General features: G+C 63.2%; 23 protein-coding genes and 1 pseudogene. 12 read left to right on the top strand and 12 right to left on the bottom strand.

Annotation, left to right across the window (positions count from 1 at the left end; genetic code table 11):
• Together VR74_RS18270 and VR74_RS21325 are read right to left on the bottom strand one after the other, a co-directional pair.
• Positions 1–747, bottom strand: a pseudogene (locus tag VR74_RS18270) (hypothetical protein); the annotation flags it as partial.
• Positions 737–871, bottom strand: coding sequence for a hypothetical protein (locus VR74_RS21325; protein ID WP_299951254.1), 135 nt, complete (start codon positions 869–871; stop codon positions 737–739). The gene VR74_RS21325 and the pseudogene VR74_RS18270, both read right to left, overlap by 11 nt.
• Positions 872–979: 108 nt before the next feature.
• Here VR74_RS21325 and VR74_RS18280 point away from each other — a divergent pair, with 108 nt between their 5' ends.
• The 3 genes from VR74_RS18280 to VR74_RS18290 are packed head-to-tail and all read left to right on the top strand — an operon-like array spanning position 980 to position 3,967.
• Positions 980–1,552 (top strand): shikimate kinase, encoded by a 573-nt coding sequence (locus VR74_RS18280; RefSeq protein WP_045699252.1) that lies wholly within the window; start codon positions 980–982, stop codon positions 1,550–1,552.
• Positions 1,549–2,679: a 3-dehydroquinate synthase gene (aroB, locus tag VR74_RS18285; protein WP_299951257.1), complete on the top strand. Its 1,131-nt coding sequence runs from the start codon at positions 1,549–1,551 to the stop codon at positions 2,677–2,679. Before VR74_RS18280 ends, aroB begins: the two co-directional genes overlap by 4 nt.
• Positions 2,680–2,704: 25 nt before the next feature.
• Positions 2,705–3,967 (top strand): HlyC/CorC family transporter, encoded by a 1,263-nt coding sequence (locus VR74_RS18290; RefSeq protein ID WP_045699255.1) that lies wholly within the window; start codon positions 2,705–2,707, stop codon positions 3,965–3,967.
• Here VR74_RS18290 and VR74_RS18295 read toward each other — a convergent pair.
• Both VR74_RS18295 and VR74_RS18300 read right to left on the bottom strand, forming a co-directional pair.
• On the bottom strand, positions 3,947–4,291 hold the full coding sequence (locus tag VR74_RS18295) for a hypothetical protein (RefSeq protein ID WP_045699257.1): 345 nt from the start codon (positions 4,289–4,291) through the stop codon (positions 3,947–3,949). The genes VR74_RS18290 and VR74_RS18295 overlap by 21 nt on opposite strands.
• A gap of 74 nt (positions 4,292–4,365) precedes the next feature.
• Positions 4,366–4,641 carry a BolA family protein gene (locus VR74_RS18300; RefSeq protein ID WP_045699282.1) on the bottom strand — a complete coding sequence of 92 codons (276 nt, stop codon included), beginning with the start codon at positions 4,639–4,641 and terminating at the stop codon, positions 4,366–4,368.
• Between the two features lie 31 nt (positions 4,642–4,672).
• Here VR74_RS18300 and VR74_RS18305 point away from each other — a divergent pair, with 31 nt between their 5' ends.
• A complete protein-coding gene (locus tag VR74_RS18305; RefSeq protein ID WP_045699259.1) occupies positions 4,673–5,296 on the top strand; it encodes a J domain-containing protein in 624 nt (207 codons plus the stop codon).
• An 8-nt stretch (positions 5,297–5,304) separates the two neighbouring features.
• Positions 5,305–6,792 (top strand): glycerol-3-phosphate dehydrogenase, encoded by a 1,488-nt coding sequence (locus tag VR74_RS18310; protein WP_299951259.1) that lies wholly within the window; start codon positions 5,305–5,307, stop codon positions 6,790–6,792.
• On the opposite strand, the gene VR74_RS18315 is transcribed toward VR74_RS18310, so the two are convergent.
• On the bottom strand, positions 6,784–7,173 hold the full coding sequence (locus VR74_RS18315) for a DUF4345 family protein (RefSeq protein WP_045699263.1): 390 nt from the start codon (positions 7,171–7,173) through the stop codon (positions 6,784–6,786). The two genes, VR74_RS18310 and VR74_RS18315, sit on opposite strands and share 9 nt — an antisense overlap.
• Before the next feature lie 160 nt (positions 7,174–7,333).
• Here VR74_RS18315 and VR74_RS18320 point away from each other — a divergent pair, with 160 nt between their 5' ends.
• Genes VR74_RS18320 through VR74_RS18330 form a run of 3 tightly spaced genes read left to right on the top strand, consistent with a single transcriptional unit; the run spans position 7,334 to position 11,042 of the window.
• Positions 7,334–8,320 carry a haloalkane dehalogenase gene (locus VR74_RS18320; RefSeq protein ID WP_045699265.1) on the top strand — a complete coding sequence of 329 codons (987 nt, stop codon included), beginning with the start codon at positions 7,334–7,336 and terminating at the stop codon, positions 8,318–8,320.
• A gap of 12 nt (positions 8,321–8,332) precedes the next feature.
• Positions 8,333–9,358 carry a glutathione S-transferase family protein gene (locus VR74_RS18325; protein ID WP_299951262.1) on the top strand — a complete coding sequence of 342 codons (1,026 nt, stop codon included), beginning with the start codon at positions 8,333–8,335 and terminating at the stop codon, positions 9,356–9,358.
• A gap of 19 nt (positions 9,359–9,377) precedes the next feature.
• Positions 9,378–11,042 (top strand): sulfatase, encoded by a 1,665-nt coding sequence (locus VR74_RS18330; RefSeq protein WP_299951265.1) that lies wholly within the window; start codon positions 9,378–9,380, stop codon positions 11,040–11,042.
• A gap of 6 nt (positions 11,043–11,048) precedes the next feature.
• Here VR74_RS18330 and VR74_RS18335 read toward each other — a convergent pair whose 3' ends face one another.
• The 4 genes from VR74_RS18335 to VR74_RS18350 are packed head-to-tail and all read right to left on the bottom strand — an operon-like array spanning position 11,049 to position 14,529.
• Complete coding sequence (locus VR74_RS18335; RefSeq protein WP_045699267.1) at positions 11,049–11,681, bottom strand: hypothetical protein; 633 nt, start codon at positions 11,679–11,681, stop codon at positions 11,049–11,051.
• Positions 11,678–12,766: an MBL fold metallo-hydrolase gene (locus VR74_RS18340; protein ID WP_045699269.1), complete on the bottom strand. Its 1,089-nt coding sequence runs from the start codon at positions 12,764–12,766 to the stop codon at positions 11,678–11,680. The genes VR74_RS18335 and VR74_RS18340 overlap by 4 nt, the downstream gene beginning before the upstream one ends.
• Positions 12,763–13,233 carry a DUF1330 domain-containing protein gene (locus VR74_RS18345; protein ID WP_045699271.1) on the bottom strand — a complete coding sequence of 157 codons (471 nt, stop codon included), beginning with the start codon at positions 13,231–13,233 and terminating at the stop codon, positions 12,763–12,765. Before VR74_RS18345 ends, VR74_RS18340 begins: the two co-directional genes overlap by 4 nt.
• A gap of 24 nt (positions 13,234–13,257) precedes the next feature.
• Positions 13,258–14,529, bottom strand: a complete 1,272-nt coding sequence (locus VR74_RS18350; RefSeq protein ID WP_045699273.1) for a DsbA family protein — start codon at positions 14,527–14,529, stop codon at positions 13,258–13,260.
• Between the two features lie 225 nt (positions 14,530–14,754).
• On the opposite strand from VR74_RS18350, the gene VR74_RS18355 reads away from it, so the two are divergent.
• Positions 14,755–15,744 (top strand): complex I NDUFA9 subunit family protein, encoded by a 990-nt coding sequence (locus VR74_RS18355; RefSeq protein ID WP_045699274.1) that lies wholly within the window; start codon positions 14,755–14,757, stop codon positions 15,742–15,744.
• 222 nt (positions 15,745–15,966) lie between these two features.
• Here the strand turns inward: VR74_RS18355 and VR74_RS18360 are convergent, their stop codons facing one another.
• Positions 15,967–16,815: an undecaprenyl-diphosphate phosphatase gene (locus VR74_RS18360; RefSeq protein ID WP_045699275.1), complete on the bottom strand. Its 849-nt coding sequence runs from the start codon at positions 16,813–16,815 to the stop codon at positions 15,967–15,969.
• A gap of 252 nt (positions 16,816–17,067) precedes the next feature.
• Here VR74_RS18360 and VR74_RS18365 point away from each other — a divergent pair, with 252 nt between their 5' ends.
• Positions 17,068–18,513 (top strand): NAD(P)-dependent oxidoreductase, encoded by a 1,446-nt coding sequence (locus tag VR74_RS18365; protein WP_045699276.1) that lies wholly within the window; start codon positions 17,068–17,070, stop codon positions 18,511–18,513.
• 4 nt (positions 18,514–18,517) lie between these two features.
• A complete protein-coding gene (gene gltB / locus VR74_RS18370; RefSeq protein ID WP_045699277.1) occupies positions 18,518–23,059 on the top strand; it encodes a glutamate synthase large subunit in 4,542 nt (1,513 codons plus the stop codon).
• Between the two features lie 59 nt (positions 23,060–23,118).
• On the opposite strand, the gene VR74_RS18375 is transcribed toward gltB, so the two are convergent.
• Positions 23,119–24,021, bottom strand: a complete 903-nt coding sequence (locus VR74_RS18375) for a DUF4349 domain-containing protein (protein ID WP_045699278.1) — start codon at positions 24,019–24,021, stop codon at positions 23,119–23,121.
• 165 nt (positions 24,022–24,186) lie between these two features.
• On the opposite strand from VR74_RS18375, the gene VR74_RS18380 reads away from it, so the two are divergent.
• Entirely contained in the window at positions 24,187–25,449 is a 1,263-nt protein-coding gene (locus VR74_RS18380) for a SulP family inorganic anion transporter (protein WP_045699280.1), read from the top strand.
• Between the two features lie 17 nt (positions 25,450–25,466).
• On the opposite strand, the gene VR74_RS18385 is transcribed toward VR74_RS18380, so the two are convergent.
• The coding region (locus tag VR74_RS18385) for a carboxyl transferase domain-containing protein (protein WP_045699288.1) at positions 25,467–26,972 on the bottom strand (1,506 nt) is incomplete at its 5' end.

Below are 26,972 nucleotides of genomic sequence, written 5' to 3' on the forward strand. Positions count from 1 at the left end.
GACCATGGCGGCGGCGAGGTCCGGGCGGGCGGGTGAGAGGGGGGTGCCAGGAGGCGCGAGGGCGGCCTTGGCCGAGATGGCAAGGGCAATGCCGCTGTCATAGCGCGCCTCTGGCGGATTGGGCAGATCGCCCGAGGCAGCGAACACGGCCGAGGTCAGCCAGCGGTCATCGACGCCCTGGCTCATGGCCATCTCGATGGCGAGTTCGGCGCCGGCCGTATTGTCGCGCAGGGCGGCGCAGACGGCGCGGAGCATGGCCCAATAGGCCCCTTCGCGCACGGCGCCGGTATTTTCGGCGCAGGCCATGGCTTCGTTGCCGAGGGCGAGGTTGAGGTCGGTCGCAATTTCGTCGCTGTCCATGCCGGGCGGGGGCGTGTCGAGGCGGGCCATCAGGCTGGCGGCCGGGCGGGCCTCGCCGAGTTCGAACAGGATCCGGGCGCGTTCGGCGAGGAGTTCAGCCGATTCGGCGCCCTGCGGGGCATTGGCGGGCGACAGGGCCATGCGGCGCATGAGCGTGCGCTCGGCTGGCGTGAGCGCCTGTGTCGGCACGTCGCGCATCATCGGCAGTAGCGTTTGCGTACTGGAGGCGCGCCACATCGAGGCGGGCAGGACCGGTTCACCGGCCTCGAGGAAGCCCATGCCCCAAGGATCGACCATTTGCAGGCCGGAATCCTCGATCTGGGCACTGGCAGACAGGCAGAGCGCCGCTGCACCGGCGATACAGGCCGGCCAGAGCCTAGAGGACACCCTCTACCTCCATCCGCACTTCGCCATCGGCCGGTTTATTCTTGACGGCCTGCTGGCCAAGCCACCAGGTGCCGATCAGGCCGAGAATGACCAGAATGCCGAGAATGATTAGGTATTTGCGCATAGGATTAGCACCCCTGGGTCGAATTCACTTCTGCACCGGCCCTTGACCGATTGCTCACATGGTTCCGTCTCTATAGGAATTGGTCTGAATAGTGAATGAAAGCCTTTCATGCCCGCTGACAGCGACAGTCCTGCGAAAACCGATCCTCCGGCGCCAGCCTATGCGTCCCGGACCATCGCGCTTGTGGGCCTGATGGGAGCGGGCAAGTCGACTGTGGGGCGGCGGCTGGCCGAGCGCCTGGGCCGCAAGTTCTATGACAGCGACCATGAAATCGAGAAGGCGGCGGGCCTCTCGGTAGCCGATATCTTCACGCTGCATGGCGAGGAAGACTTCCGGCGCGGCGAGCAGAAGGTTCTGGAACGCCTGCTCGCCGAGGAACCGCACGTCCTGGCCACGGGCGGCGGGGCCTACCTGAATGCGCAGACCCGCGACCTGTTGCGCGAAAAGGCGGTCACGATCTGGCTGAATGCGGATCTCGAAACCCTGTGGCGCCGGGTGCAGAAGAAGAATACGCGGCCGCTGCTGCGGCGCGCCGATGCCAAACAGGTGCTGGAAAACCTGTTCATCGAGCGTGAGCCGATCTATGCGCAGGCCGACCTGGTTGTTTACAGCAAGGAAGGCCCGCACGGCACGACCGTGAATGCCATCCTGAAAGCCCTCAAGTCATGGGAGCCCGCATGAGCGAGACCCTTTCCGCCCCTGAAATTGTCCGCGTGAACCTCGGCGCGCGCAGCTATGACATTCTTGTCGGGCATGGCGCCCTGTCTGAGCTGGGCGGGCGCCTGTTGCCGCTGCTGAAACGCAAGCGTGTGTTCGTGCTGACCGACGAGACCGTTGCCCGCCTGCACATGGACGCGCTCAAGGCGGCGCTCCGGCCCAGCGGCATCGAGACGGATGTCATGGCACTGGCGCCGGGCGAGCAATCGAAATCCTTTTCGAACCTTGAGGGCATCCTTGACTGGCTGCTCGGTGCGGGCGCCGACCGCAGCGATGTGCTGATCGCGTTTGGCGGCGGCGTGATCGGCGACATTGCCGGCCTGTCGGCCAGCCTGATGAAACGCGGCATGGGCTTTGTCCAGGTGCCGACGACCCTTTTGTCGCAGGTCGACAGTTCCGTGGGCGGAAAAACCGCCGTGAACACGCCGCGCGGCAAGAACATGATCGGTGCGTTCTACCAGCCCCGTTTCGTGATTGCCGACACGGCCCTGCTGGGCAGCCTTCCGGCCCGCGACCTGCGCGCCGGATATGCCGAAGTGCTCAAGTACGGCCTGATCAATGATCCGGCCTTTTTCGGCTGGCTGGAAACGCATGGCGCCGATGTGCTGGCGCTCAAGCCGGAGGCGATCCAGCACGCTGTGGCGACATCCTGCCGGGCCAAGGCCGCGGTCGTGGCCGAGGATGAAACCGAAGGCGGCGTCCGTGCCCTGCTGAATCTGGGCCATACGTTCGGCCATGCGGTGGAGGCTGCCAACAGCTACCGCCCCGACGTGCTGCATGGTGAGGCGGTTGCCCTGGGGATGGTACTGGCCTTCCGCTATGGCGCGTCTGAAGGGATCACCGCTCCGGCGATTGCCGAAAAGGTTGCCCGGGTGATTGCGGCATCCGGCTTGCCGGTGGAGCTTTCCAAAGTGCCTGGCGGGCCGTATGAGGCTGGCCAGCTTGCGGAACTCATGAAACAGGACAAGAAGGCCCGCGGCGGACGGGTCCCGCTCATTCTGGCAAGGGATATTGGCCAGTCCTATATTCATCCCGATGCCGACCTCGCTTCCGTGGCGGCGTTCCTGGCGGGCGAACTGGAAAGGGCGTGAGGGTCACCTCCGAACTGAAGACACTATGGTAATCGGATACATTATCGCAATCGTCGTATTGCTCGGCATGTCGGCCTTCTTTTCGGGATCCGAAACGGCGCTGACGGCCGCCTCGCGTGCCCGGATGCACCAGCTCGAAAAGGAAGGCGACAAGCGCGCCGCCGCTGTGAACCGTCTGATCGCCGATCGCGAGCGGCTGATCGGGTCGATCCTGCTGGGCAATAACCTGGTCAATATTCTCGCCTCGGTGCTTGCGACCTCGCTGTTCACGCTCCTGTTCGGGCAAGGCGGACTGGCACTGGTCCTGGCAACCGGCGTGATGACGATTCTGGTGCTCGTGTTCGCTGAAGTGCTGCCAAAGACCTATGCGATCACGCGGACGGATTCGATGGCCATGTCAGTGGCGCGCCCGATTGGCGTTCTGGTTCTGGCTGTCTCGTGGATCGTCAAGCTGATCCAGGCGATCGTAATGGTGACGCTGAAGATCCTGCGCCTGTCGACGCCCGCCGACGCGGTGACGGCCGAGGAGGAAATCCGCGGCGCGATCGACCTGCATGCGTTCGAGGGCGGCGTGAACGCGGCAGACCGCCTGCGCCTTGTGGGCGCGCTGGACCTGAAGGAACTCACGGTCGAAGACGTGATGATCCACCGCAAGAACATAAAGATGCTGAATGCGGACATGGAGCCGCGCCAGATCGTGATGAAGGCGCTGGCCAGCCCGCATACGCGCCTGCCGCTGTATCGCGGCGAGAAGGAGGAGATTGTCGGCATCCTGCACGCCAAGGACCTGTTGCGCGCAGCGTTGCCCCTGGGCGGCGACCTGTCGTCGCTGGACCTGGAAGGCATCCTGCGCAAGCCCTGGTTCGTGCCGGAGACGACGCCGGTGCAGGACCAGCTGGACCTGTTCCTGTCAAAGCGCAGCCATTTCGCGCTGGTTGTCGATGAATATGGCGAGTTGCAGGGCCTGATCACGCTGGAAGACATTCTCGAGGAGATCGTCGGGTCAATCCATGACGAGTATGACGTTGCCGTGCAGGGCGTCCGCCCGCAACCGGATGGCTCGGTGAATGTCGATGGCTGGGTGCCGATCCGCGACCTCAACCGGGCGACGGGCTGGGAATTGCCCGATGAGGAGGCCGTCACGGTGGCAGGCCTGGTGATTCACGAGGCGCAGACGATTCCCGAGCCGGGCCAGAGCTTTGCTTTTCACGGCTATCGCTTCAATATCCTGCGGCGCCAGCGCAACCAGGTGACCGGGCTGAACATATCAGAAATTGAAACCGTCTGAGTCAGCCGGTTTGGCGGCGTAGATGGCATCATTGTGCGGGTCGTCGCAGCCATTGACGTTCAGCCAGTTCTTTTCGCGTTCCGACACGATATTGGCGGAATCCGGGTCAGGATTGCGCATCGAGATCACGGCATAGGACGTGCGGAAGGCGGCGATATCGTGCGAGACGGGCACGAAGACGACGTCACTTGCCCCGGCGCAGACCGTTTGCTGGATCTTCAGCAGCAAGGGCATGTCGAGATCACCGCGCGGTGTCTCTGCGTTTGCGAAACCGGCCGCCAAAAGACAGGCAGTGCCGGCGAGTATGCGTTTCAATTCCATCATCACCCGTTCTCCTCGACGGTTAGAAGAGGAAACGATTGATTCGAAATTGGGTTCCCTGAAGGAGGAAAAGAGACTTATTGTGGCGTTTTCGCCTGAATGGAGAGTGCGTGCAGGCCGGAATCGAATTCTTTTTGCAGCACCATCATCACGGCGCGCTGGATCTGCACGCGCGACAATCCGGCGAAGGCATGTGACGTAATCTCTATATTATAGTGGGTTTCCCCGCCCGGTGCGGCCCCCGCATGACCGGCATGGCGGGCGCTGTCATCGACAACGCTGAGGTGTTCGGGCTCGAACGCAGCTGTCAAAAGATCACGAATTCGCGAAGTTCTGTCACTTGGTTGTGGCATGTTTACCTTCGACTCCATATTATGCCTCGCTATGTCAGATTCAGACCCCTTCAGCTACCGCGTCAAGTTTACCGACATCCGGATAAAGCCCCCTGCCGAGGAAACCTCGAAAGCGCGGGCCCGGAAAACCCGTGTCTGTGAACATCCCGATTGTGAACTGGAAGGCGCGTTTCCTGCGCCCAAGCGGGGTGGCAAGGGCAAGGTGCATTTCTGCCAGACCCATATCACCGAATATAATCGCAGCTTCAATTTCTTTGAAGGCATGTCTGCGGCCGAGGCTGCCTCGTTCACGCGCTCGGAGCGCTATGGCCACAAGCGGACCTGGAAATTCGGGACAGGCCCGATGGCCGGCAAGAAGGCCGCGACCAGCCATGATCCCCGCAACTGGGCCGGGCGCGGCTTCTTCAATGTCGACGATACGGGCGCTGCCGAAAAGGGTGCCATGGCCCGACGCTCCGCCATGCAGGTGCGGGCGCTGAATGAGCTGGACCTCGAGGCCGATGCCAAGCCGGCGGATATCCGCGCACGCTATGCCGAATATGTCCGCAGGTTCCATCCCGATTCCAACAAGGGCGACCGGTCGTCTGAGCACAAGCTGCAACGGGTGATCCGGGCCGGCAAACTGCTCAAGGCGGGCGGATTGATGAAGGACTAGGGCAGGTCGTGCACGATCTCCTGGTCATTGGCGGCGGCATCAATGGTGTGGGCATTGCGCGCGATGCGGCGGGGCGCGGCCTGAAAGTCGTGCTGTGCGAAAAGGATGACCTGGCCGCGCATACGAGTTCTGCCAGCACCAAGCTGATCCATGGCGGCCTGCGCTATCTGGAACAGTATGATTTCGCGCTGGTGCGCAAGGCGCTGATCGAGCGGGAAATCCTGTTGCGCGCCGCGCCGCACATCATCTGGCCGATGCGGTTTGTCCTGCCCTATGACAAGGATTTGCGCCCGGCCTGGCTGATCCGGCTGGGCCTGTTCCTGTATGATCATCTTGGGGGCCGCAAGATGCTGCCGCCGACCAGGACGCTGCGGCGGAAGAAGACTGACAGGCTGGACCCGCTGCGCGAGGAATTCCGGCTGGCGTTCGAATATTCCGACTGCTGGGTCGAGGATTCGCGGCTGGTCGTGCTGAACGCCGTGGATGCCAGGTCGCGCGGCGCCGATGTCCTGACGCGGACGGCCTGTGTGGGCCTTGCGCGCCGGGCCGACCATTGGGAGGCCACCTTGCGCGGCCCGGATGGCGACAGGACCGTCATGGCGCGGGCGGTGGTGAATGCGGCCGGCGGCTGGGTCGACGAGATTCTCGGACTGGCCGAGCCGGGCACCGCGCAGCAGAACCTGCGCCTGGTGAAAGGCAGCCATATCATCGTGCCGCGCTGGCATGAGGGCGACTATGCCTATTTCTTCCAGAACGGTGACGGGCGGATCATGTTCGCCATTCCCTACGAGCGCGGCGAGTTTACGCTGATCGGCACGACGGACGTTCCCTACGAGGCGAGCAAGGACAAGGTGGTCATCAGCCAGGAAGAGATCGACTATCTCTGCGCCGGGGCGAGCGAATATTACAAGCGGGCGATCACGCCCGCCGATGTCGTGGGAACCTATTCGGGTGTGCGTCCGCTCTATGATGATCATGCCGCGAACGCATCCAAGGTGACGCGCGACTATGTGCTGAATTGTGACCGCACGGGCGGTGCGCCGGTCCTGTCAGTGTTCGGCGGCAAGATCACGACCTATCGCGAACTGGCCGAGCATGCGCTCAAGGAACTGGCGCCGGACTTTCCGGGCATGACGAAGCCGTGGACAAAAACGGCCAGCCTGCCCGGCGGCGACATTCCGTGTGCGGATTTCGAGGATTTCCTGCACGGATTGTCGCTGCGCCAGCCGTGGATGGAGCAACGTCTCCTGCGCCGCCTGGCGCGCGCCTATGGTACGCGGGTGGACGAACTGCTCGGCACGGCGAAGAGCATGGCCGAGCTTGGCCGGGACTTTGGTGGCGGCCTGCATGAAGCCGAAGTCACCTATCTGATGCGCCATGAATTCGCGCAAACCGCCGAGGACATCCTGTGGCGGCGCAGCAAGCTGCGCCTGCACCTGAGCGAGGCCGAGCAGGCAGGCCTTGAGACCTGGCTGGAGGACCGTGTGTCAGCCTGATGCGGAGTGCGGGCCGAGCTGGCGTGCGCCGAGCAGCAAGAGGCCGATCAGGACGAGTTCGATAATCACGGGCTGGGCGATGCCGGGCGGGGGGCCGTCAATGATGATGCCGATGAAGCGCCCGAGCACGGCCAGCCCGAAGACAAGCGCAGATCCGTAAAGCCAATGGGCCTGGCCGCGGAAGAGTGCGAGCGCGCAGGCGGTGAAGTTGACGAGGAAGAAGGCGGCGAGGTCTGCGCGCAGGGAATTCGTTCCGAGGGCGTCGATACTGGTCAGGCCGAGAATCGCGCCGGCCTTCATCGGGTCAGCCCAGAACAGAAGGCCCATGGCCAGCGAAAATAGTCCGGCAAGCGTGACGCCCGCCCGTGCAATCCAGATCATGTTATCCTCCCAGCGCGGGCCCTGTTTTCTGCCCGCTTCGCTGCACATAGAGGCTGCATTCGGGTCATAAGTACAGACCGCGTGCATTCGCTCCACGCGCCTGATCTATTGACAGTATAGCTGCCAATACCGTAAGTCTAGGAAAAAGGGAGGACGCGCAATGGACGTACTGAGGACGCCGGAGTCCCGTTTTGAAGACCTGAAAGACTATGCATTTGCTGCGCATTATCAGGACGTGCATGCGCAGGACGGCACCTTGCTGCGTATGCATTATGTCGATGAGGGGCCGAGGGATGGCGATCTCATCCTTTGCTTGCACGGCCAGCCGAGCTGGAGCTATCTCTACCGCAAGATGATCCCGATCCTGTCCGATGCAGGTTACCGGGTTATCGCCCCGGACCTGATCGGGTTCGGAAAGTCCGACAAGCCGGGGTCAGTCGACGATTACACCTATGCCGGCCATGTTGACTGGCTGAACCAGTTCCTTGCCGCGCTGGACCTGACGGGATTGACCCTGATGTGCCAGGACTGGGGTGGATTGCTGGGACTTCGCGCCGTCGGCGACCAGCCTGAGCGGTTCAAGCGCCTCGTGATTGCGAATACCGGCCTGCCCAATACGACCACGCTGACCGATGATGTTTCGGGCATGCTGGGGCAGATGTATCCGATGGTGCCCGTTCCGACAGCCGCCATGGTTCAGGAGCAGTTCGCTGGCGGGGCGCCCGGCGCCTTTCTCTATTGGGTGAAATATTGTGCCGAGGCGCCCGATTTTTCCGTGCGGGACGTGTTCGGGCTGTTGTCCAGCATCTCCGACCAGGCCGTGCTCGACGGGTATGAGGCCCCATTCCCGAATGGTGACTATGTTGCCGGTGCGAGGAAATTCCCGTCATGCGTTCCTTTATTGCCGCAGCACAAGGCCGACCGGCTTGCAGGCGACGCAGCCTGGGCCGTGCTGGAGGCGCGCAATTATCCCGTGCTGACGGCGTTCAGCGATGGTGACCCGGTGACAAAGGGCGGCGAGCAGGCTTTCATCCAGCGGCTTGGCAATGTGAAGAATGTGACGATCAGGGGCGCAGGCCATTTCCTGCAGGAAGACCAGCCCGAAAGCCTTTCGCGCGAAATCATCGCTTTCATCCAGGAAACATGAGGAGTCACGGCCGTGACAGAACTGCTGGAACTGATGGGCGCCCCAGGGTCGCCGTACACGCGCAAGATGGTCGGGCTGCTGCGCTATCGGCGCATTCCGTTCCAGGTGAGCTGGACAGCGGGACGTCCGCCCAGGCCGGGCTATCCGGTGCCGAAAGTGCCCCTGCTGCCGACATTCTACTTTCCGGACGGCGCGGGCAGCCTGACAGCCGTGACGGATTCAACCCCGATCATCCGGCGGCTGGAGCGCGATCATGCCGGGCGCTCTGTCATTCCGACAGATCCGGTCCTGTCATTCCTGAATGACCTGATCGAAGATTATGCCGACGAGTGGCTGACCAAGGCGATGTTCCATTTCCGGTGGGCCCACAAGGCCGACCATGACAATGCCGGGCCGCTTTTGATCTACTGGTCGCAGAACGGGCTCGATGCGGACGCTGCCATGCAAATGGCCGAAAAGATATCAAAGCGGCAATTCGACAGGCTCTATGTGGTCGGATCAAATCAGGTGACGGCGCAGACGATTGAATCCTCCTATGAGCGGCTGGTGGGGATTCTTGATGCCCTTTTGCAGAAGCGGGGTTTCGTGCTTGGCGCGCGGCCGTCATCGGCAGACTTTGCGCTGTATGGCCAGTTGACCCAGCTGGCGATTGTGGAGCCGACATCTGCGGCCATCACCGTGGCGCGTTCGCCGCGCGTGCGGGCCTGGGTGGATCTGATGGAGGATCTGTCCGGCCTCGATCCGCAGCCGGACGACTGGTTTGGCGCAGACGCGGCGCGCGAGGCGCTCGGGCCCCTGCTGGCAGAGATTGGCCGTGTCTATGCGCCCTTCCTGCTGGCCAATGCAGAAGCGGTCATGGCAGGCGAGACGCAGTTCAAGACCGAAATTGATGGCCGCGCATGGACACAGCCCAGCTTTCCCTATCAGGCGAAATGCCTGAAATGGCTGCGCGAGGGCTATGACGGCCTGTCAGGAAATGAGCGCGGATCGGTTGACGCGCTGATTGCTGGGACCGGGTGTGAGGCCATATTTACCTGAAGCCGGAGAGGCGAAATACATGCTGAAGAAAATCGCGATTGGCCTTGTTGTCGTGCTGCTGGCCGCCGGCATTGGCGGCTTCCTGAACCGCAAGGCGATTATCCTGCATGTCGCGACCCATAGTGGACGGGCCGATGTGGCGGGCCCTGTCGGGATTGAGTGGGACAGGGGGCCGGATGTTGCCGAAACGCCTGCGGCAGACCGGTCGCCGAATATCGTGTTCATCCTGGTCGACGATCTTGGCATCAATGATCTCAGCACATTTGGCGGTGGTGTGGCCGGTGGGCGCGTGCCGACGCCGCATATCGACAAGCTGGCCGCCGAGGGCGCGCTGTTCACGCAGGCCTATGCGGGCAATGGCACATGCGCGCCGTCGCGGGCCATGCTGATGACCGGGCGCTATCCGACGCGCACGGGTTTCGAGTTCACGCCGACGCCGCCTGGCATGGGGCGGATCGTCTCGATGTTTGCCAATGACATGGATCGCGGCGCGCTGCCGCCGATCGACTATAATCGCGACGCCGCTGACGATGCCGTGCCGTTCCCGGAGATGGGTCTGCCGGGATCGGAAGTGACGATTGCGGAAGTGCTGAAGGACCAGGGCTATCACACCGTGCATATCGGCAAGTGGCATCTCGGCCGCAGCGCGGAGTCGAGCCCGAACGCGCAGGGCTTTGACGAAAGCCTGCTGATGGCGAGCGGGCTCTACCTGCCCGAAGATGATCCGGATGTCGTGAACGCGAAACTCGACTTTGATCCGATTGACACATTCCTGTGGGCGCGGATGCAGTTTGCCGCCGCGTTCAATTCCGGGGAATGGTTTGAGCCAGGCGGTTACCTGACGGATTACTGGACGGACGAGAGCCTGAAAGTGATCGAGGCGAACCGGAACCGGCCCTTCTTCCTCTACCTCGCGCATTGGGGCGTTCACACGCCGCTGCAGGCGACGCGGGAAGACTATGACGCGGTGGGTGATATCGAGCCCCACCGCCTGCGCGTCTATGCAGCCATGCTGCGCGCGCTTGATCGCAGCGTTGGCGAGATTATGGCGAAGCTGGAGGCAGAGGGCCTTGCGGAGAATACGATCATCGTCTTTTCCAGCGATAATGGCGGGGCAGGCTATGTCGGCCTGCCGGACATCAACCAGCCCTATCGCGGCTGGAAGATAACGCTGTTCGAGGGTGGCATCCGAGTGCCGATGTTTGTCAAATGGCCGGCGAAGATTGCACCGGGGACACGGGTGGAAGCGCCGGTTGCGCATATCGACGTGATGCCGACGCTGGCCGCTGCGGCAGGCGCGCGCCTGCCGGAAGACGTGGTGATTGACGGGCGCGACATGCTGCCGGCTGCCACGGGGACCGGGACCGTCAGGCATCCGGATGATGCGCTGTTCTGGCAGAGCGGTTATTACCGTGTCGTGCGGGCAGGCGACTGGAAACTGCAGGTGGACGGACGCCAGGGCAAGAGCTGGCTGTTTGATCTCGCCAATGATCCGACCGAGCAGACCGATCTTGCAGCGGTGCGGCCGGACAGGCTGTCGGAATTGCAGGCCCTGCTCGATGCGCATCAGGAAGGCGCGGTTGCGCCGCTTTATCCGTACACGCTGGAATCGGCCATCGCGATCGACAAGACGCTGGTTGAACCGGTTGAGCCCGGTGACGAATATGTCTGGTGGCCGAACTGAGGCTTCTTAGCGAGGCCCTGTTGGCACGCTTTCAATCAGGCGTTCGACCATGAACAGCATGATGCCCTCGGCTTCTTCGGTGGTCAGGCCCTGATCCTGCCGCAGGCGCCGCCAGGTCTGGAAGCCGGTGGTGACTTCGAGTGCGGCGACGAGGCGTTTGTCGGATACGATGTGCGCCGGCAATATGGCCTTGAGGCTTTCGCGCTCGAAGATAAGAACACGCCTGTATTCGTCCATCAGGAAGCGCGACTGGAAACGGCGCAGGTTGGCCGAAACGCGAAACGGAAAGATCCGCTCGAAGACATCGGCCCGGCGGCGGACCAGTTCTGCGAGACGTTCCGTCCAGTCCGTGGATACGTAGGGCGCCAGGACGATCGGCATCACTTCTGACTGGATCCGTTCGGCCATCTCGCCGAACAGGCTGTCCATGTCTTCAAACAGGCGGAACACGGTTCGCTGGCCGACGGCGGCACGCTCTGCGACCCGCGCGGCGCTGGGGTTCATGTCGCCTTCGCGGATCAGCGTGAAGAGCGCCTCGATGATCTGCGCCCGGCTGCGTTCGCTGCGCTGGCGCCGTCCGTCCGAGGAATCGTCACTGGCTTGCGGACCCGGAAAGGGGGTGATTTTCGGGTCCGTCATTTGAATCCGTCATGGCGATTGATCGCGTCGCTGCCAGCCGGGAGGCTGAACACCATGCCGTCTTCCGACACGGTGATCCTGCCGTCAAACGCCTTTTTCGCGTCACGCACATAATAGTCATTGAGGAGGCGCGAGGGCAGCGGCGGGATCGTATGATAGAAGACGAGTTGCCGCGCGCCTGCTTCGCTGGCCGAGCGGGCCGCGTCGACGGGCGATGCGTGGTAGGTGAGGATATCGTCAAGGATCTGTGCGAGGTGATCTGCGCCTTTGGCGGCGGCGGCGTCGTGCATGGCGCCCACCATTTCCGGGTCCAGGGCCTCGTGAAACAGGAGATCGACGCCTTCGGCGACGGCCACGAGGTTCGGGTCGTAAATGGTGTCGCCACTGAAAACGACGGAGCGGCCCTTATAATCGACGCGGTAGCCGAAGGCGGGTTCGACGGGGGAGTGGCTGACCGAGAACGCGGTGATCTTCAGTCCGTTGTCATCGAGGACGACCAGTCTTGAACCGGGGCCCGCAGGCAGCGTGATGGTTTCACCCATGCCGCCCCGGCCTGCCGGATTGGCAATCCCGGCGCCATGATGCGCCGTCCGGAACGTGCCGTCGATCCGGTAGGCGGCGTTGAAACCATTGACAACTTCATCGACGCCGCGCGGGCCGGAGACAGGGAGCGGCGTGGTGCGCTGGCCATTGACCCATGCCTGCATCAGCAGTTCGCCCAGACCGTCCATATGGTCTGAGTGCAGATGGGTCAGGTATGCCCGTTCGATACGGCCGAGCGGGAAGCGCATGCGCGTGAGATTTCGCGTGCCGCCGGAACCGGCATCGAAAACGAATGCGCGGTCGCCTGCGATCAGGCCGAGGCAGGGGCCTGCGCGCAGCGGGTCCGGCAGGGGCGTGCCGGCGCCGCACATGAAGACATGCAGGCCGTCAGGCAGCTCTGCGCTGGCGTCGCGTCCGACATTGGCCTCGACGGCGTTCAGGAAAGCTGCCTCGGCGATCTGGGTCTTGAAGACCTGAAAACCGATCAGGGCCAACACGGCGAGGCAGGCAATGCCAATCAGACTGCGCACGAGCCATTTCATGACTTGCTTCCTTTCACGCCCGTGAGCATTGCGATGAAGGGCGAGTCCATGCCGCCTTTCGGCGCGACGGTCTCGATGTTCAGCTGGCCTTTCAGCCCGGCCGCACGGTGCACGGCAATCTCGCGCCATGCGTCAGACATCGACATTCTCACCATGGCGGCGCGGTCTGGATACATGGCGATCGCAACCTCGTCCCAGAGTTCCTCGACCTGTCCGAGCGCAAGGAAAGTCACGTCGCCCGCGAAGAGGCCCTGCCCGCCGAACTTGGGTAAAAGCTCGGTCACGGCGCGGCCGTATATCATGTAGGCGTCGCGTCCCGAGAGGTCTGTCTCGCGTCCGTCGTCATACTCCGCCCTGTCCTTGAACTTCAGCAGGTTGACCATGAAGATGGGGCCGTCCGGGCCTTTCTCCAGCAGGGCCTGCATGCGTGACGGATCCGCCGGGAAGACTTCGTTGATAACCTGCATCGTGTTTCCTCTTTTTCCTTCTCGTCAGCTCTGCGGCTGCTTAAGTTCGTCCTCGATCAGCCAGAGCCTGTCCTGGCCCCAGGTCGAGACCTGTCCGACGCGGAAACTGGGCACACCCCAGATCCCGAGATCCATCATTTCTGCGCGATTGGCTTCCGCTTCCGCGCGCCAGTCATCATTGCCGACGAGATCGCGGGCTGTCGGCCAGTCAAGCCCGGCGGCCTCGACGATCCGTTTCATTCCCTTGTCAGAGCCTGCATCCACCCCGCGCGACCAGACATGCGTGAGGAAGGCCTCACAATATTCAAATCCGCGCCCCTGCTCACGGGCCCAGGGCAGGAGGGAATAACCGCGTTCGACGGGCCGTCCGACAGGGTCGGCGATGCGTCCGAAAGGCACGCCAAGGCGGCGCGCCTCGCGGGCAGTGTCGAGCGTGATATAGCTGCTCTTCATGCGGGGGACGGGCAGGCCGCGCATGACCATGGGCAGGACGAAGCGCAGTTTCAGGTCGGCGCCATAAGCGTCGGCAAGGGCTTTGGCGCGGGCAGCGGCGATATAGGTGTAGGGGCTGCGGAAGGAGAGATAATAGTGGAGTTCCCGCGCCGCCGGGGAGCCGGTGCCCGATGGCACGGCGGGCGGCGCAAAGATGGGCGCGTCAGGGACTTGCGATTTGCGGGCGGCGAGGTCTGTGAGGCGGGCTTCCAGATAGTGAAGCCGGTCGATGCCCCAATACCATTCGCCGCCATAGTAGAATGTGGCGCCGAGATAGTGACCGAGGGCCTCGCGCCGCGCGTCACCGGCCGCAGTCAGAGCTGTTGGGCTGGTTTCGGCAGATGGCGGCAAACGGCCGGACCAGAATGCCTCGCCGATCCGGGGCGCTTTAGCGGCGAATGTTCCGTCAGCGATGGTGGCGGCGAGTTCTGCCTCGGCAGCATGCTGTTGCGTCGTGCCGGGCTGTGCGCCGGGATCCTTGAAAGACAGGCCCGCTTTCTGGGCGAGCCTTTCCGCGTCGCGTCGCGAATAGGATTCCAGGCGCTCGCGCTCCGGCGCGGCCCAGTCAGGCGGAGGCCCGACAAGGTGGACCTTGAGCTCAATGTCGAAGCGCTTGGCAAATTCAGGCAGGACCTGCGCGGCCAGATGGGAATAGGGATCGCCCGCCTGATGGAAGTATTCGACCAGATGCGGGGCGCCTGAGGCAACACGGCGGCGCTCGGCCTTCGCGCGCCGGGCCAGCAGCCTCGGTTCGCCGGTCAGGCGTTCCGCGATACGGGAAACAAGCACTGTCTTCAGTGACACGTCTTTGTCGCGCCTTTCCTGGCCGCCACGGAATAAGTTATGACACAATCCATGCCATAACATTTCCGTGCGGGCAACGCCTATCGGTTCAGGCGCCCGCACAATCGCCGCGCAAGGGCGCACTCACGTCCGCCGGTCCGCTTCTGACGCATGGACATAAACAGGCGCGTATGGTCAAAGGCGGCAAGGTTAAATCCGGTGCGTCCGGCAGATGAGAAGCGTGACATGACCAAAGGTTTGGTGACCATATTCGGGGGTTCGGGCTTTATCGGGCGCTATGCCGCGCGTGCGCTCGTCGAAAAGGGCTATCGGGTCCGCGTGGCCTGCCGGCACGTGAATACGGCTGCGGATGTGCGCCTTGCGGGCGCGCCGGGCTGGGTGGATATTGTCCAGGCAAATATCCGCAACCGGGAATCGATCGAACGCGCGCTGGACGGCGCTGTCGCGGTTGTGAACCTTGTCGGCATCCTGTTCGAGAGCGGCAAGCAGAGTTTCGAATCAGCCCAGCGCGATGGCGCGGCGCTGCTCGCTGAAGTCGCGGCAGAAAAAGGCATCAAGACGTTTGTTCAGGTTTCAGCCATTGGCGCGGACGCGGAGTCCAGGTCCGGTTACGGGCGCACCAAGGCCGAGGCCGAGCTGGCGGTGCGCGAAGCCGTGCCGACCGCGACGATCCTGCGGCCGTCGGTTGTGTTCGGGCCTGAGGACGGCTTCTTCAACAAATTTGCCCAGATGACGCGCTTCGCGCCTGCCCTGCCGGCCATTGGCGGCGGCAAGACACGCTTCCAGCCCATCTATGCAGGCGATGTCGCCGATGCGATTGCCCTTGCCGTCGATCTTGAGACGGCAGCAGGCAAGACGTTCGAGCTTGGCGGGCCACGGACCTACACGTTCAACGAGATCTACGATTTCATCCTGAAGCAGGTGGGCCGCCGCCGGTTCAAGATTTCACTGCCTTTCTTCATCGCGCGGCCTTTGGGCTATCTGGCCGGGGCAGTGTGGCGTTACATTCCGCCTTTCTCATGGGGCATGCTGGGAGAGCCGCCGATCACGGGCGACCAGGTCGAGATGCTGAAGTCTGACAATGTCGTGGCCGAAGGCGCCCTGACGGCCAGGGATCTTGGTCTGACCAGCCTGGAGTCGATCGAATCGATTGCGCCGACCTATCTCTGGCGGTTCCGTCCGTATGGCGAGTTCAGCAAGCCGGTCGACGCCTGAGCGGTAGCGACATTAGGCGCTGCAACCTGAATGCGACCCGAATAAAAATGCCCGCAAATTGCCCGATATGCGCCGCGATGCGCGCCTGATTGGTGGCTGAAATAAACGTCTCGCAGGCGTTTGGGGACGCACGGCGCGGGACGGGCAGCACGCGGCAGGGGGATCACACCTCTTGCGTCGCGTGTTGCCTTGTTTGGTCTTTGAGGCGTCAGACCCGCGTGCCTAGAACAGGCCCAGCGCCGGTGTCGTCAGGATCAGCGCGATGCCAAGCGCAAACCGGTAAATCACGAACGGCAGGAAGCTCATCCGGCGAAGGATGGCCATGAGGGCCGCAATGGAGGCGAGGCCGGTGATGAAGGCGACTCCGGCGACGATCATGCCGTCCTGCAGGGTGACCAGGCCGCCGGCGGGGGCATCCATCAGCCCCAGCGCGCCATACAGGCCCGCAGCGGCGAGGATGGGCGCGCCGATCAGCATCGAAAACCGCGCGGCCTCTGCGCGTTCATAACCCAGGGCCCGTGCGGCCGTCATTGTGATGCCGGAGCGGCTGGTGCCGGGAATGATGGCGGCAATGGCCTGTGTTGCGCCGATGAGGATGGCGTGGCCAACCGTCATGTCTGCCTCGGTGCGGTCGCGGGCGCCGCGCGCATCGGCCCACCAGAGCAGCGCGCCGAAGACAATGGTGGAACCTGCGACCGTATAGGCGCTGCGAAGCGCATCCTGAATCCCCGGCGGAAGAACTTTCTCGTACAGGGCGGCCACGACGAGTGCGAAAGGCGTTGCGACGAGGATGCAAAGGGCGAGGCGCGCGCCGGGTGAGAGCGGCTTGCGGGTGACCGGTGCGGCGGCGAGTTCAAAGCCCCCGATCACGGCGCTGGCGACGTCCTTGCGGAAATAGAGCAGCATCGCCGCGAGCGTGCCGAGATTGGACACGGCATTGATCAGGAGCTCATCGCGGCCTTCGAGTCCGAAATAGCCAGACGCCAGCAGGACGTGGGCTGATGACGATATCGGCAGCCATTCGGTGAATCCCTGAAGGGTCGCGATGATGAAGAGCTGGAGAAGGGACATGGCGGCCTCGTAGCGCGGAGCGGCTCTTTTAGGCCGAGCGGTGCGTATCGGCTAGCCCAGTTCGCGCGGCGACGGCACCCCAAGCAAGAGATATCATAATGATATTTATAAGATTAAGGCGTCAGTTTCTGGCGCCCGAGCGCAGAAAAAACTGCACCGATCAATATCATTTAGATATTAGAATAGTCTTTTCGCACTTGTCGCTCGCCCGGGCAGTGTTGTAGATGGCGGGACGAATGAGTGGAGGTCGATATGGCCGAGAAGATGCTGCAGTTTATCAAGGTTGAGCGGGCAATGCCGGCAAAACGCGCGGCTGAAGCGCGTGCGACCGACTTTGATGAAATCTATTCCGAGTTCAGCCGCAAGGCGGCAGGCGAACAGTCGGCCCGCTGCTCGCAGTGCGGCGTCCCGTTCTGCCAGCAGGGCTGTCCCCTCGCGAACAATATTCCCGACTGGCTGAAACTGGCGGCCGAGGGCCGGCTTGAGGAGGCCTGGCAAGTCTCGTCGGCAACCAACAACATGCCGGAAATCTGCGGCCGCATCTGCCCGCAAGACCGCTTGTGCGAAGGCATCTGCACGATTGAGCAATCGGGCCATGGGACGGTCACCATCGGATCGGTCGAGAAATTCATCACCGACACGGCCTGGGCCGAAGGATGGATCAAGCCCATCCAGCCGCCGCGCGAGCGCGCGCAATCGGCGGGTATCATCGGGGCCGGTCCGGGCGGGCTTGCGGCGGCAGAGCAGCTGCGCCGCAAGGGCTATCAGGTCACAGTCTATGATTCCCACGATCGCGGCGGCGGGCTATTGGTCTATGGCATTCCCGGATTCAAGCTGGAAAAAACGGTCGTGGCACGCCGGATCAAGCATCTGGAAGACAGCGGCATCCTCTTCAAATTCAACACGCGCATTGGTCAGGACATGTCCCTGCAGGACCTTCGCAGGGCACACGATACGGTCCTGATCGCAACGGGCGTGTACCAGGCCAAGGACCTGAAGTGCCCGGGCGTAGGCGCAACCGGCGTCGAGGCGGCGCTTGATTATCTCACGGCATCAAACCGCAAGAGCTTTGGCGATGAGGTTCCGGCATTCGATGACGGAACGCTGAATGCCGAGGACAGGCGCGTGGTCGTGATCGGCGGCGGTGACACAGCGATGGACTGTGTGCGCACGGCGGTGCGTCAGGGTGCCAAGTCAGTGACTTGTCTCTATCGCCGCGACCGCGCCAACATGCCGGGCAGTCAGCGCGAAGTGGCAAATGCCGAAGAAGAAGGCGTGGTGTTCGAATGGCTCGCATCGCCCGAAGCCATCCTCGATACCAAGACCGGCAAAGTGAAGGCCGTCCGGGCGTCGAAGATGAAACTCGGCGAGCCCGATGCATCCGGCCGCCAGAGCCCGGTCAAGACAGGCGAGACGATGGACGTGAAAGCAGACCTAGTCATCAAGGCGCTCGGCTTTGACCCGGAAGACCTTCCGGAACTGTTCGACGAGCCGGCCCTCACGGTCAACCGCTGGGGCGCGGTGCGCGTCGATTATGCTACAATGGAAACAAGCCTGTCGGGCGTCTACGCCGCCGGGGACATCGTGCGCGGGGCCTCATTGGTAGTGTGGGCGATCAAGGATGGCCGCGACGCAGCCGAAGCGATGCACAAGGCAATGAAGGCGGCGGAAAAAGCCGCGAAAGTGGCGGCGGAGTAAGACCATGTCAGATTATGTAAAGCAGTACGAAGCCAACCGCCAGAAGCTGATCGATGGTCATGCCTATGATCCGGCCGATGAGCACGATGCCTGCGGCGTGGGCCTTGTGGCTGCGCTGGACGGAAAGCCGCGCCGCGAGATTGTCGAGATGGGCATCATGGCGCTGAAGAATGTCTGGCACAGGGGCGCTGTCGACGCCGACGGCAAGACCGGGGATGGCGCAGGTATCCGCGTGGCGGTGCCTCAGGACTTCTTCAGGGAGCATGTGACGCGCACTGGGCATACGCCGACAGACGACCCGATTTGCGTGGGGCAAATCTTCCTGCCGCGCACGGACTTTGCGGCGCAGGAATCGGCCCGCACGATTGTCGAAACCGAAGTCCTGCATTTCGGATTCTACATCTATGGCTGGCGCCAACCCCCTGTGGACGTGTCGGTGATCGGCCAGAAGGCCAAGGATACGCGCCCGGCCATCGAACAGATCATGTTCCGCGACGCGCAGGGCCGCACGCCCGAAGACTTGGAGCGTGCGCTCTATATTTGCCGTCGGCGGATCGAGCGCCGCGCCCGCGAAATGGCGATCCCGGGCTTCTATGTCTGCTCGCTCAGCCATGCTTCGCTGATCTACAAGGGCATGTTCCTGGCGCAGGATATCGACAATTTCTACCTCGACCTGCGCGACGACAGGTTCATCTCGAACTTTGCGATCTATCACCAGCGCTATTCAACCAATACGTTCCCGCAATGGTCATTGGCCCAGCCCTTCCGCATGATCGCGCACAATGGCGAGATCAATACGCTGCGCGGCAACAAGAACTGGATGAAGAGCCACGAGATCCGCATGGTTTCCGAAGCCTTCGGCGAGCATGTGGACGACGTGAAGCCGGTGATCCCGGACGGGTCGTCGGATTCCGGCGCGCTGGATTCCGTGTTCGAGCTTCTCTGCAAGTCGGGCCGTCCGGCACCGATGGCGAAAGCCATGCTGATCCCGGAAGCCTGGTCGAAGCGAGATTCCGTGATGCCGACGGCGCATCGCGCGCTGTATGATTACTGTAACTCGGTGATGGAGCCGTGGGACGGTCCGGCCGGGATCGCCGCCTATGACGGCCGCTGGGCGATTGCGGGCCTCGACCGCAACGGCCTGCGTCCGCTGCGCTATGCACTGACGACGGACGGCATTCTCGCGGTGGGATCGGAAGCCGGCATGTGCCCGCTCGGCGACCATGAAGTTGCCAAGCGCGGCTCGATCCCCGCTGGTGGCATGATTGCGGCGGACCTGAAAACGGGAAAATTCTACGAGCATCGCGAACTGATCGATTTCCTCGCCGAACAGAACCCGTACGAGGAATGGCTGTCCAGCGTGACGGAACTCGAGCCGGAAATCGGCCCCGGGCCGGAGCCGCAACTGTTCGGCAAGGAAGAACTGCTGCGCCGCCAGACGGCGGCCGGCTATTCGCTTGAGACGCTGGAACTGATCCTGTCGCCGATGGCCGAGGCCGCCAAGGAGGCCATCGGATCGATGGGCGATGATACGGCGCCAGCCGTGCTGTCCTATTCCTACAGGCCGATGAGCCATTTCTTCCGGCAGAATTTCAGCCAGGTGACAAACCCGCCGGTCGATCCCCTGCGCGAAGCGCGTGTGATGAGCCTGAAAACCCGGTTCAAGAACCTCGGCAACGTGCTGGATACCGACAAGTCGCAGCAGGAAGTCTTCGTGCTGGAAAGCCCGGTGCTCAGCACCGGCATGTATGAACGCCTGATCACGCGCCTGGGTGTCGGCATGGCCGAAATCGACTGCACGTTCGACGAGTCGGATGCGACAGGCGATGGCGGCGCGCTGAAGGCTGCGCTCAGCCGCATTCGCCGTGAGGCTGAGGAGGCGGTGCGTGAGGGCCGCGAACACATCGTGCTGACCGACCAGTACCAGTCGGCGAGCAAGATCGCGATCCCGATGATCCTGGCGACCGGCGCCGTGCACTCGCACCTGGTGGCGCAGGGTCTGAGGACCTTCTGCTCGATCACGGTTCGCTCGGCCGAATGTCTTGATACGCATTATTTTGCTGTCCTGGTCGGTGTCGGCGCAACCTGCGTGAATGCCTATCTTGCGCAGGATGTCATCGTCGATCGCCACGCGCGCGGCCTGTTCGACGGCCTGTCGCTGAATGAATGTGTTAAGAACTACAAGGACGCGATCGAAGCCGGTCTCCTGAAGATCATTTCCAAGATGGGCATTTCGGTGATCTCGTCCTATCGTGGCGGGTATAATTTCGAGGCGCTGGGACTCTCCCGTGCGCTGGTGGCGGATTACTTCCCCGGCATGAACAGCCGCATTTCAGGTCTCGGGCTCGCAGGCCTCGAGGAGAATGCGCTGGTCCGTCACGAGGCGGCGTTTGACGAGGACGTGGTCTCGCTTCCAGTCGGCGGCTTCTATCGCCTGCGTGCGAATGAGGAACCGCACGCGCTGGACGGCAACCTGATTCATACGCTGCAGGCGGCGTGCAATCGCGGCGACTATTCGATCTATCGCAAGTATGTCGAAGCGGTACACGCGCGCGACCCGATCCAGTTACGCGACCTGCTGGATTTCAAGGCCGCCGGTGAAGCCGTGCCGCTGTCGCAGGTCCAGTCGATCAACGAGATCCGCAAAAGGTTCGTGACGCCGGGCATGTCGTTGGGGGCGCTCAGCCCCGAAGCGCATGGCACCCTGAACATCGCCATGAACCGGATTGGCGCAAAGTCCGTGTCCGGTGAGGGCGGTGAGGACCGGGCACGCTACCGGCCCCTGCCGAATGGCGACAACATGAACTCGGCCGTGAAGCAGATTGCGTCCGGCCGGTTTGGCGTGACGGCGGAATACCTGAACCAGTGCCGCGAGATCGAGATCAAGATCGCCCAGGGCGCCAAGCCCGGCGAAGGCGGCCAGTTGCCAGGCTTCAAGGTGACGGAATTCATTGCAAAGCTGCGTCATGCGACGCCGGGCGTGATGCTGATCTCGCCGCCGCCGCACCATGACATCTATTCGATCGAAGACTTGGCCCAGCTGATCTACGACCTGAAGCAGATCAACCCGGAAGCGCGCGTTTGCGTGAAACTGGTCGCCCAGTCCGGCGTCGGTACTGTCGCCGCCGGTGTCGCGAAAGCGAAGGCGGACATTATCCTGATCGCTGGCGGTGTTGGCGGGACGGGAGCGAGCCCGCAGACCTCGATCAAGTATGCCGGCCTGCCTTGGGAGCTGGGCCTTGCCGAAGCGCACCAGATCCTGTCGCTCAACAATCTGCGCGACAAGGTGACCCTGCGCACCGATGGCGGCCTCAGGACCGGCCGGGACATCGTCATCGCGGCGATGCTGGGGGCCGAGGAATACGGTATCGGTACGGCCAGCCTGATTGCCATGGGCTGCATCATGGTGCGCCAGTGCCACTCGAACACTTGCCCCGTGGGTGTGTGCGTGCAGGACGAGGCGCTGCGGGCGCACTTTACCGGCACACCGGAAAAAGTGGTCAACCTGATGAGCTTCATCGCCGAAGACGTGCGCGAAGTGCTGGCCTCCCTTGGCCTCAAGTCGCTCGACGAGGCGATCGGCCGGACGGACTTGCTCGTGCAGGTCAGCCGCGGCGCGTCGCACCTTGATGACCTCGACCTCAATCCCTTGCTGGTTCAGGTCGATACGGATCATCCGGTTGTCTACCAGCCGAACCGGCGCGAGGAAGTGCCGGATTCGCTCGACGTTCAGATCCTGCGCGACGCAGAGCCCTTCTTCGAGCGCGGCGAGAAGATGCAGCTGGAATACAATGTCCAGAACACGATGCGGGCCATCGGGGCGCGGTCGAGTTCGGCGATCACCCGCAAGTTCGGCATGAGCGCGCTGCCGGAAGGCCGCCTGCACATCCGGCTTGAGGGCTCGGCCGGCCAGTCGCTCGGCGCCTTCAGTGTGCAGGGACTGCTGCTGGAAGTGATTGGCGATGCCAATGACTATGTCGGCAAGGGCCTGTCAGGCGCGACCATTGTCGTGGCGCCGAAACCGCGCGAACGCCGGTCGGCCTCGGGCGATGCGATCGTCGGCAATACCTGCCTTTATGGCGCAACGGCGGGCAAGCTGTTCGCGTCGGGCACGGCGGGCGTGCGGTTTGCGGTGCGCAATTCCGGCGCCAAGACGGTCGTGGAAGGCTGCGGCGCGAATGGCTGCGAATACATGACCGGCGGCCGGGCGGTGATCCTTGGCCCCGTGGGCGACAATTTCGGGGCCGGTATGACCGGCGGCGTTGCCTTCATCCTCGACACGAACAACCGGTTCGAGCGTGTCGCGAACCCCGATTCGATCGACTGGTACCCGCTGGCGGACATGCCGACGGAACATATCGAACAGTGCCGGGCGCTGGTTCAGGAACACGCGGATCGTACCGGGTCCATAAGAGCGAATGAGCTGCTCGCGGACTGGGAAGCCGCCGTCAGCCAGTTCCTGATGGTTGTGCCGAAAGAAATTGCCCACCTTCTCCTGCCGAAGGACAAGCCCAGGGCGAAGAAGAAGGTCGGCGAGAAAGCCTAACATCTTGCCGGCAGGGCCTCGTCAGCGGTTTCATGTCCGACGAGGCCCCCGGTTCCGCCTCAGGTTTTCTTGCGGCGGATGCGCGGCCAGATGATCTTGAGCCAGAGCCACAGGAACACGCCGAGCAGGATGAGCCAGGGCAGGCCGACGGCGAAAGCGGTGATCACGGCGGCCAGCGCGCTCGACAGGTTGTAGAAGAATCCGCCAAAGGCATCGCCCAGCGGGCTGAGCGCGCCGGATGAGACCGGATTGCGCTTGGTCTCGTAGCTGACCGAAAGCTGGCTCATGTTCACCCGCTGCATCAGCGCCTTCATTGAGGATTTCAGCGAATCGATCTCGCCATTGACGCGGGCCAGCTCGCGTTCGGTTTCAAGCAGTTCACCGAGATCGCCGGGGCGGTTCTCGAGCAGGTCCTCGATCCGCTTCTGCAGCGCTTCCTGCGCGTGAAGGCGCGCATCCGTGTCGATGATCGTGACGGTCAGGTCTTCGGCCGTTGTCTGGCGGGAGGTGACTTCGCCCTTGGCCTGCTCGGCCTCCGCATCGACGCCGCTGAGGAAAGCCTCGATCCAGACCGGTGTGGCACGCAGATTCAGCGAAGCGGATGATTCATCCTCCGACCAGGCGTTGAGGTAGGAATTGGTGACGATGCACTTGGCCGGACCGGCCGCATTGCACGCGGCAATGTGGCCCTGCATGACCGGTTCGATGGCTGCGACCGGCAGGCGCAGGCCGAGGGAATGGGAATAGGCAATGTATTGCTGCACAGCGGCGTCGGCTGTGCCCTCACCGCCTACGGCCTGTTTCATCGGCGCAGCATCATAGGCCTGTTCGCTCATCACCGGCGCCGGAGGCGGCGGGGCCATGGACTCGGCCATTTCGGCGCGGTCGTAACCGTTCGGCCCGCCGCAGGCGGTCAGAGCCAGGGCGGCTGATGCCGCCAGCAGGAATGCGCGTATCTTCATGATCTTGGTCCCTCCACAGATGGCACAGAGCCATCATGAAACCCGAATAAAGGCAATATCGCGCTCGAAATGTGCTGGTCCCGGCGCGGGTGAGGCATCAGGGCCCGATGCGCAGGCATGCATATTGTGCTAGCTGAGTGCTTTACTCAGGCAAGTTCACATACCATGAAACCCAAGATCCTCACGACGCTGCAGGAATATTCCTGGTCACTTTTCCTGGCGGACCTCATGGCAGGGGTTACGGTGGCCATGGTCGCCCTGCCGCTGAGCCTGGCGATTGCGATCGCCTCCGGCGCCGACCCGGCAACGGGAATCGTAACGGCGATTGTCGGCGGTTTATTCGTCTCCTTGCTGGGAGGCAGCCGGGTTCAGATCGGGGGACCGACGGGTGCCTTCATCGTTGTCGTGTTCGGCGTGATTGCCCAGCACGGCTATGATGGGCTCGTTCTGGCAACTTTCATGGCGGGGCTCATCCTGCTGGTGGCGGGCTTGTTTCGGGTCGGCAACCTGATCAGCTTTGTGCCCGAAGCCGTGGTGAACGGTTTCACGATCGGCATCGCCGTGATCATTGCGACCAGTCAGTTGAAAGACCTCTTCGGTCTCTCGGTGGAGGCCTTGCCCGCCGATTTTCTCGAAAAACTGCCAGCCCTGTGGGAGGCGCGCGCGACGGCGAGCTATCCGGCGCTGGCGATCGGGCTCGTCACGATTGCACTGATCGTGCTGCTCCGCCGCCTGGCGCCGCGCGCGCCCGGCCTGATCGTGGCGGTGGGCCTGACCTCGGCCGCGGCGATGGTGATGGCCTTGCCGGTGGAGTCCATCGGGTCGCGTTTCGGCGCACTGCCAAGCCATTTGCCGATGCCGTCGATTCCCGCGATTTCGCTGGATCGCGTGCTGGAATTGCTGCCGTCGGCTTTCGTCATTGCCTTCCTGGCGGGCGTGGAATCGCTCTTGTCGGCCATGGTGGCAGACAAGATGACCGGCGGCCGTCACCGCCCGAATGCCGAAGTTCTTGCGCAGGGCTTTGCCAATATCGGCTCGTCCCTGTTTGGCGGCCTGCCTGCCACGGGCGCCATCGCGCGCACGGCCACAAATGTGCGCGCCGGGGGAAAGACGCCGGTTGCAGGGATTGTCCACGCGCTGGTCATCCTGCTGGCCATGCTGGTGGCCGCGCCGATGGCGGGCTATCTCGCCATGCCGGCGCTGGCGGGCCTCCTGATCCTGACGGCCTGGAACATGAGCGAGCCGCACAAATGGAAGGGCTATCTCGCTGCGCCGATGGCTGACCGGTTGCTCCTCCTGCTGACGCTGGTGCTGACCGTTGTGGCGGATCTGACGGTTGCGATCGGGGTTGGCGTCTCGGTCGGACTGGCGCTGCGCCTGCGCCGCCGGAACGTGCCGCCAGCGGAATGGGAAACGCCGGAGCGCTAGGGGAGGGGGCTTTGAGGCTAGGGCCGGTAGCCGTGGCGGTATTCGCCGGGTTCCATGATGCGGGCGGCGTGGTGGATGAAGTCGACGAGGAGGGGGCGAGTGTCCCGGGGATCGATGATTTCCTCGGCGAGGAAGCTCTCGGCGGTGCGGAAGGGCGAGCGGATGGCTTCGAACTTTTTATAAAGCGCGGCTTTCAGCTCTTCGGGATTTTCAGCTTCCGACAATTCCTTGCGGAAGGCGGCCTCAATGCCGCCGGCCATGGGCAGGCTGCCCCAGTCGCCGCTGGGCCAGCAATAGCGCCACTTGGTCTTTGACTGGTTCATCATGGCCGACCCGGCAAGGCCATAGGCCTTGCGGATGACGACGGAACAGACGGGCACACTGGCCTGATAGATGGCGGTCATGGCGCGCACGCCGGCGCGGGTGACACCGGCGGTTTCCGCCTTCACGCCGACGGCGAAGCCGGGGCAATCGACAAAGTGCACGACGGGCAGGTGGAACATGGAGCAGAGGTCCATGTGCCTCGTGACCTTGTCGCAGACATCGGCGGTCCAGGCCCCGTCGAGGAAGAAGGGGTCGCCTGCGAGAATGCCGACCGCGTGGCCGTCGATGCGGGCGAGGCCGCAGACCATGCCGCGGCCCCAGTCATGGCCGATCTCGAAGAAACTGTGCCGGTCGACCGTGGCCTCAATGATCTTGCGTGGCTTGTAGGGCGTCTTGCCATCGGTGGGCACGATGGAGAGGAGGAAGTCTTCCTTGCGCCTGGGGTCGTCGCGGGGGGCTGTGCGCTCGGGCAGGTGGTGGACCGAGGGCGGCAGGTAGGAGAGGAAGCGGCGGGCGGCCTCGAAGGCATCGGCTTCTGTATCGACCACATTGTCGACCGTGCCGTTCTGGCCCTGGATCTTCCAGCCGCCGAGTTCTTCCTTGGTGACGTTCTCGCCGAGCGCGATGGCGACGGGCGGGCCGGCAACGAAGACCTGGGAGAGTTCCTTGACCATGACCGAGAAATGGCTGGCGGCGACACGGCCCGCGCCCATGCCGGCGCAGGGGCCGAGGGCGAGCGAGACGAAGGGTACCTGCGTCATACCGTGGACGATCTCGTTCCAGCCGGGTGTTTCGGGAATGTAGGTGCGCGGGTCCTTTTCCAGCGATTTGACCGAGCCGCCACCGCCGGTGCCATCGATCATCTGGACGAGCGGCATACGGTATTCGGTGGCCATGCGGATCATCTGGACCATTTTCTGCCAGATCGACGCGTCCGAGGCGCCGCCGCGCACGGTGAAGTCATCGGCTAGGATGACGGCGGGCTTGCCGTCCAGCGTCGCGCGGCCGGTGACGGAGGTGGAGGGGGTGAAAGCCGCCAGCTCGTCGTCCGGGCCGTAGGTGGCCTTGCCGGCAATCTTGCCGATTTCGTGGAAACTGCCGGGATCGACAAGGAAGGCGACGCGCTCGCGCACCGTCAGCTTGCCGCGCCCGCGCTGGCGTTCGACCGGCTCGTCGCCGCCCATCCTTTCCGACAGGCG

This window comes from Hyphomonas sp. BRH_c22 (genome assembly GCF_000961795.1).
Taxonomy (GTDB): domain Bacteria; phylum Pseudomonadota; class Alphaproteobacteria; order Caulobacterales; family Hyphomonadaceae; genus Hyphomonas.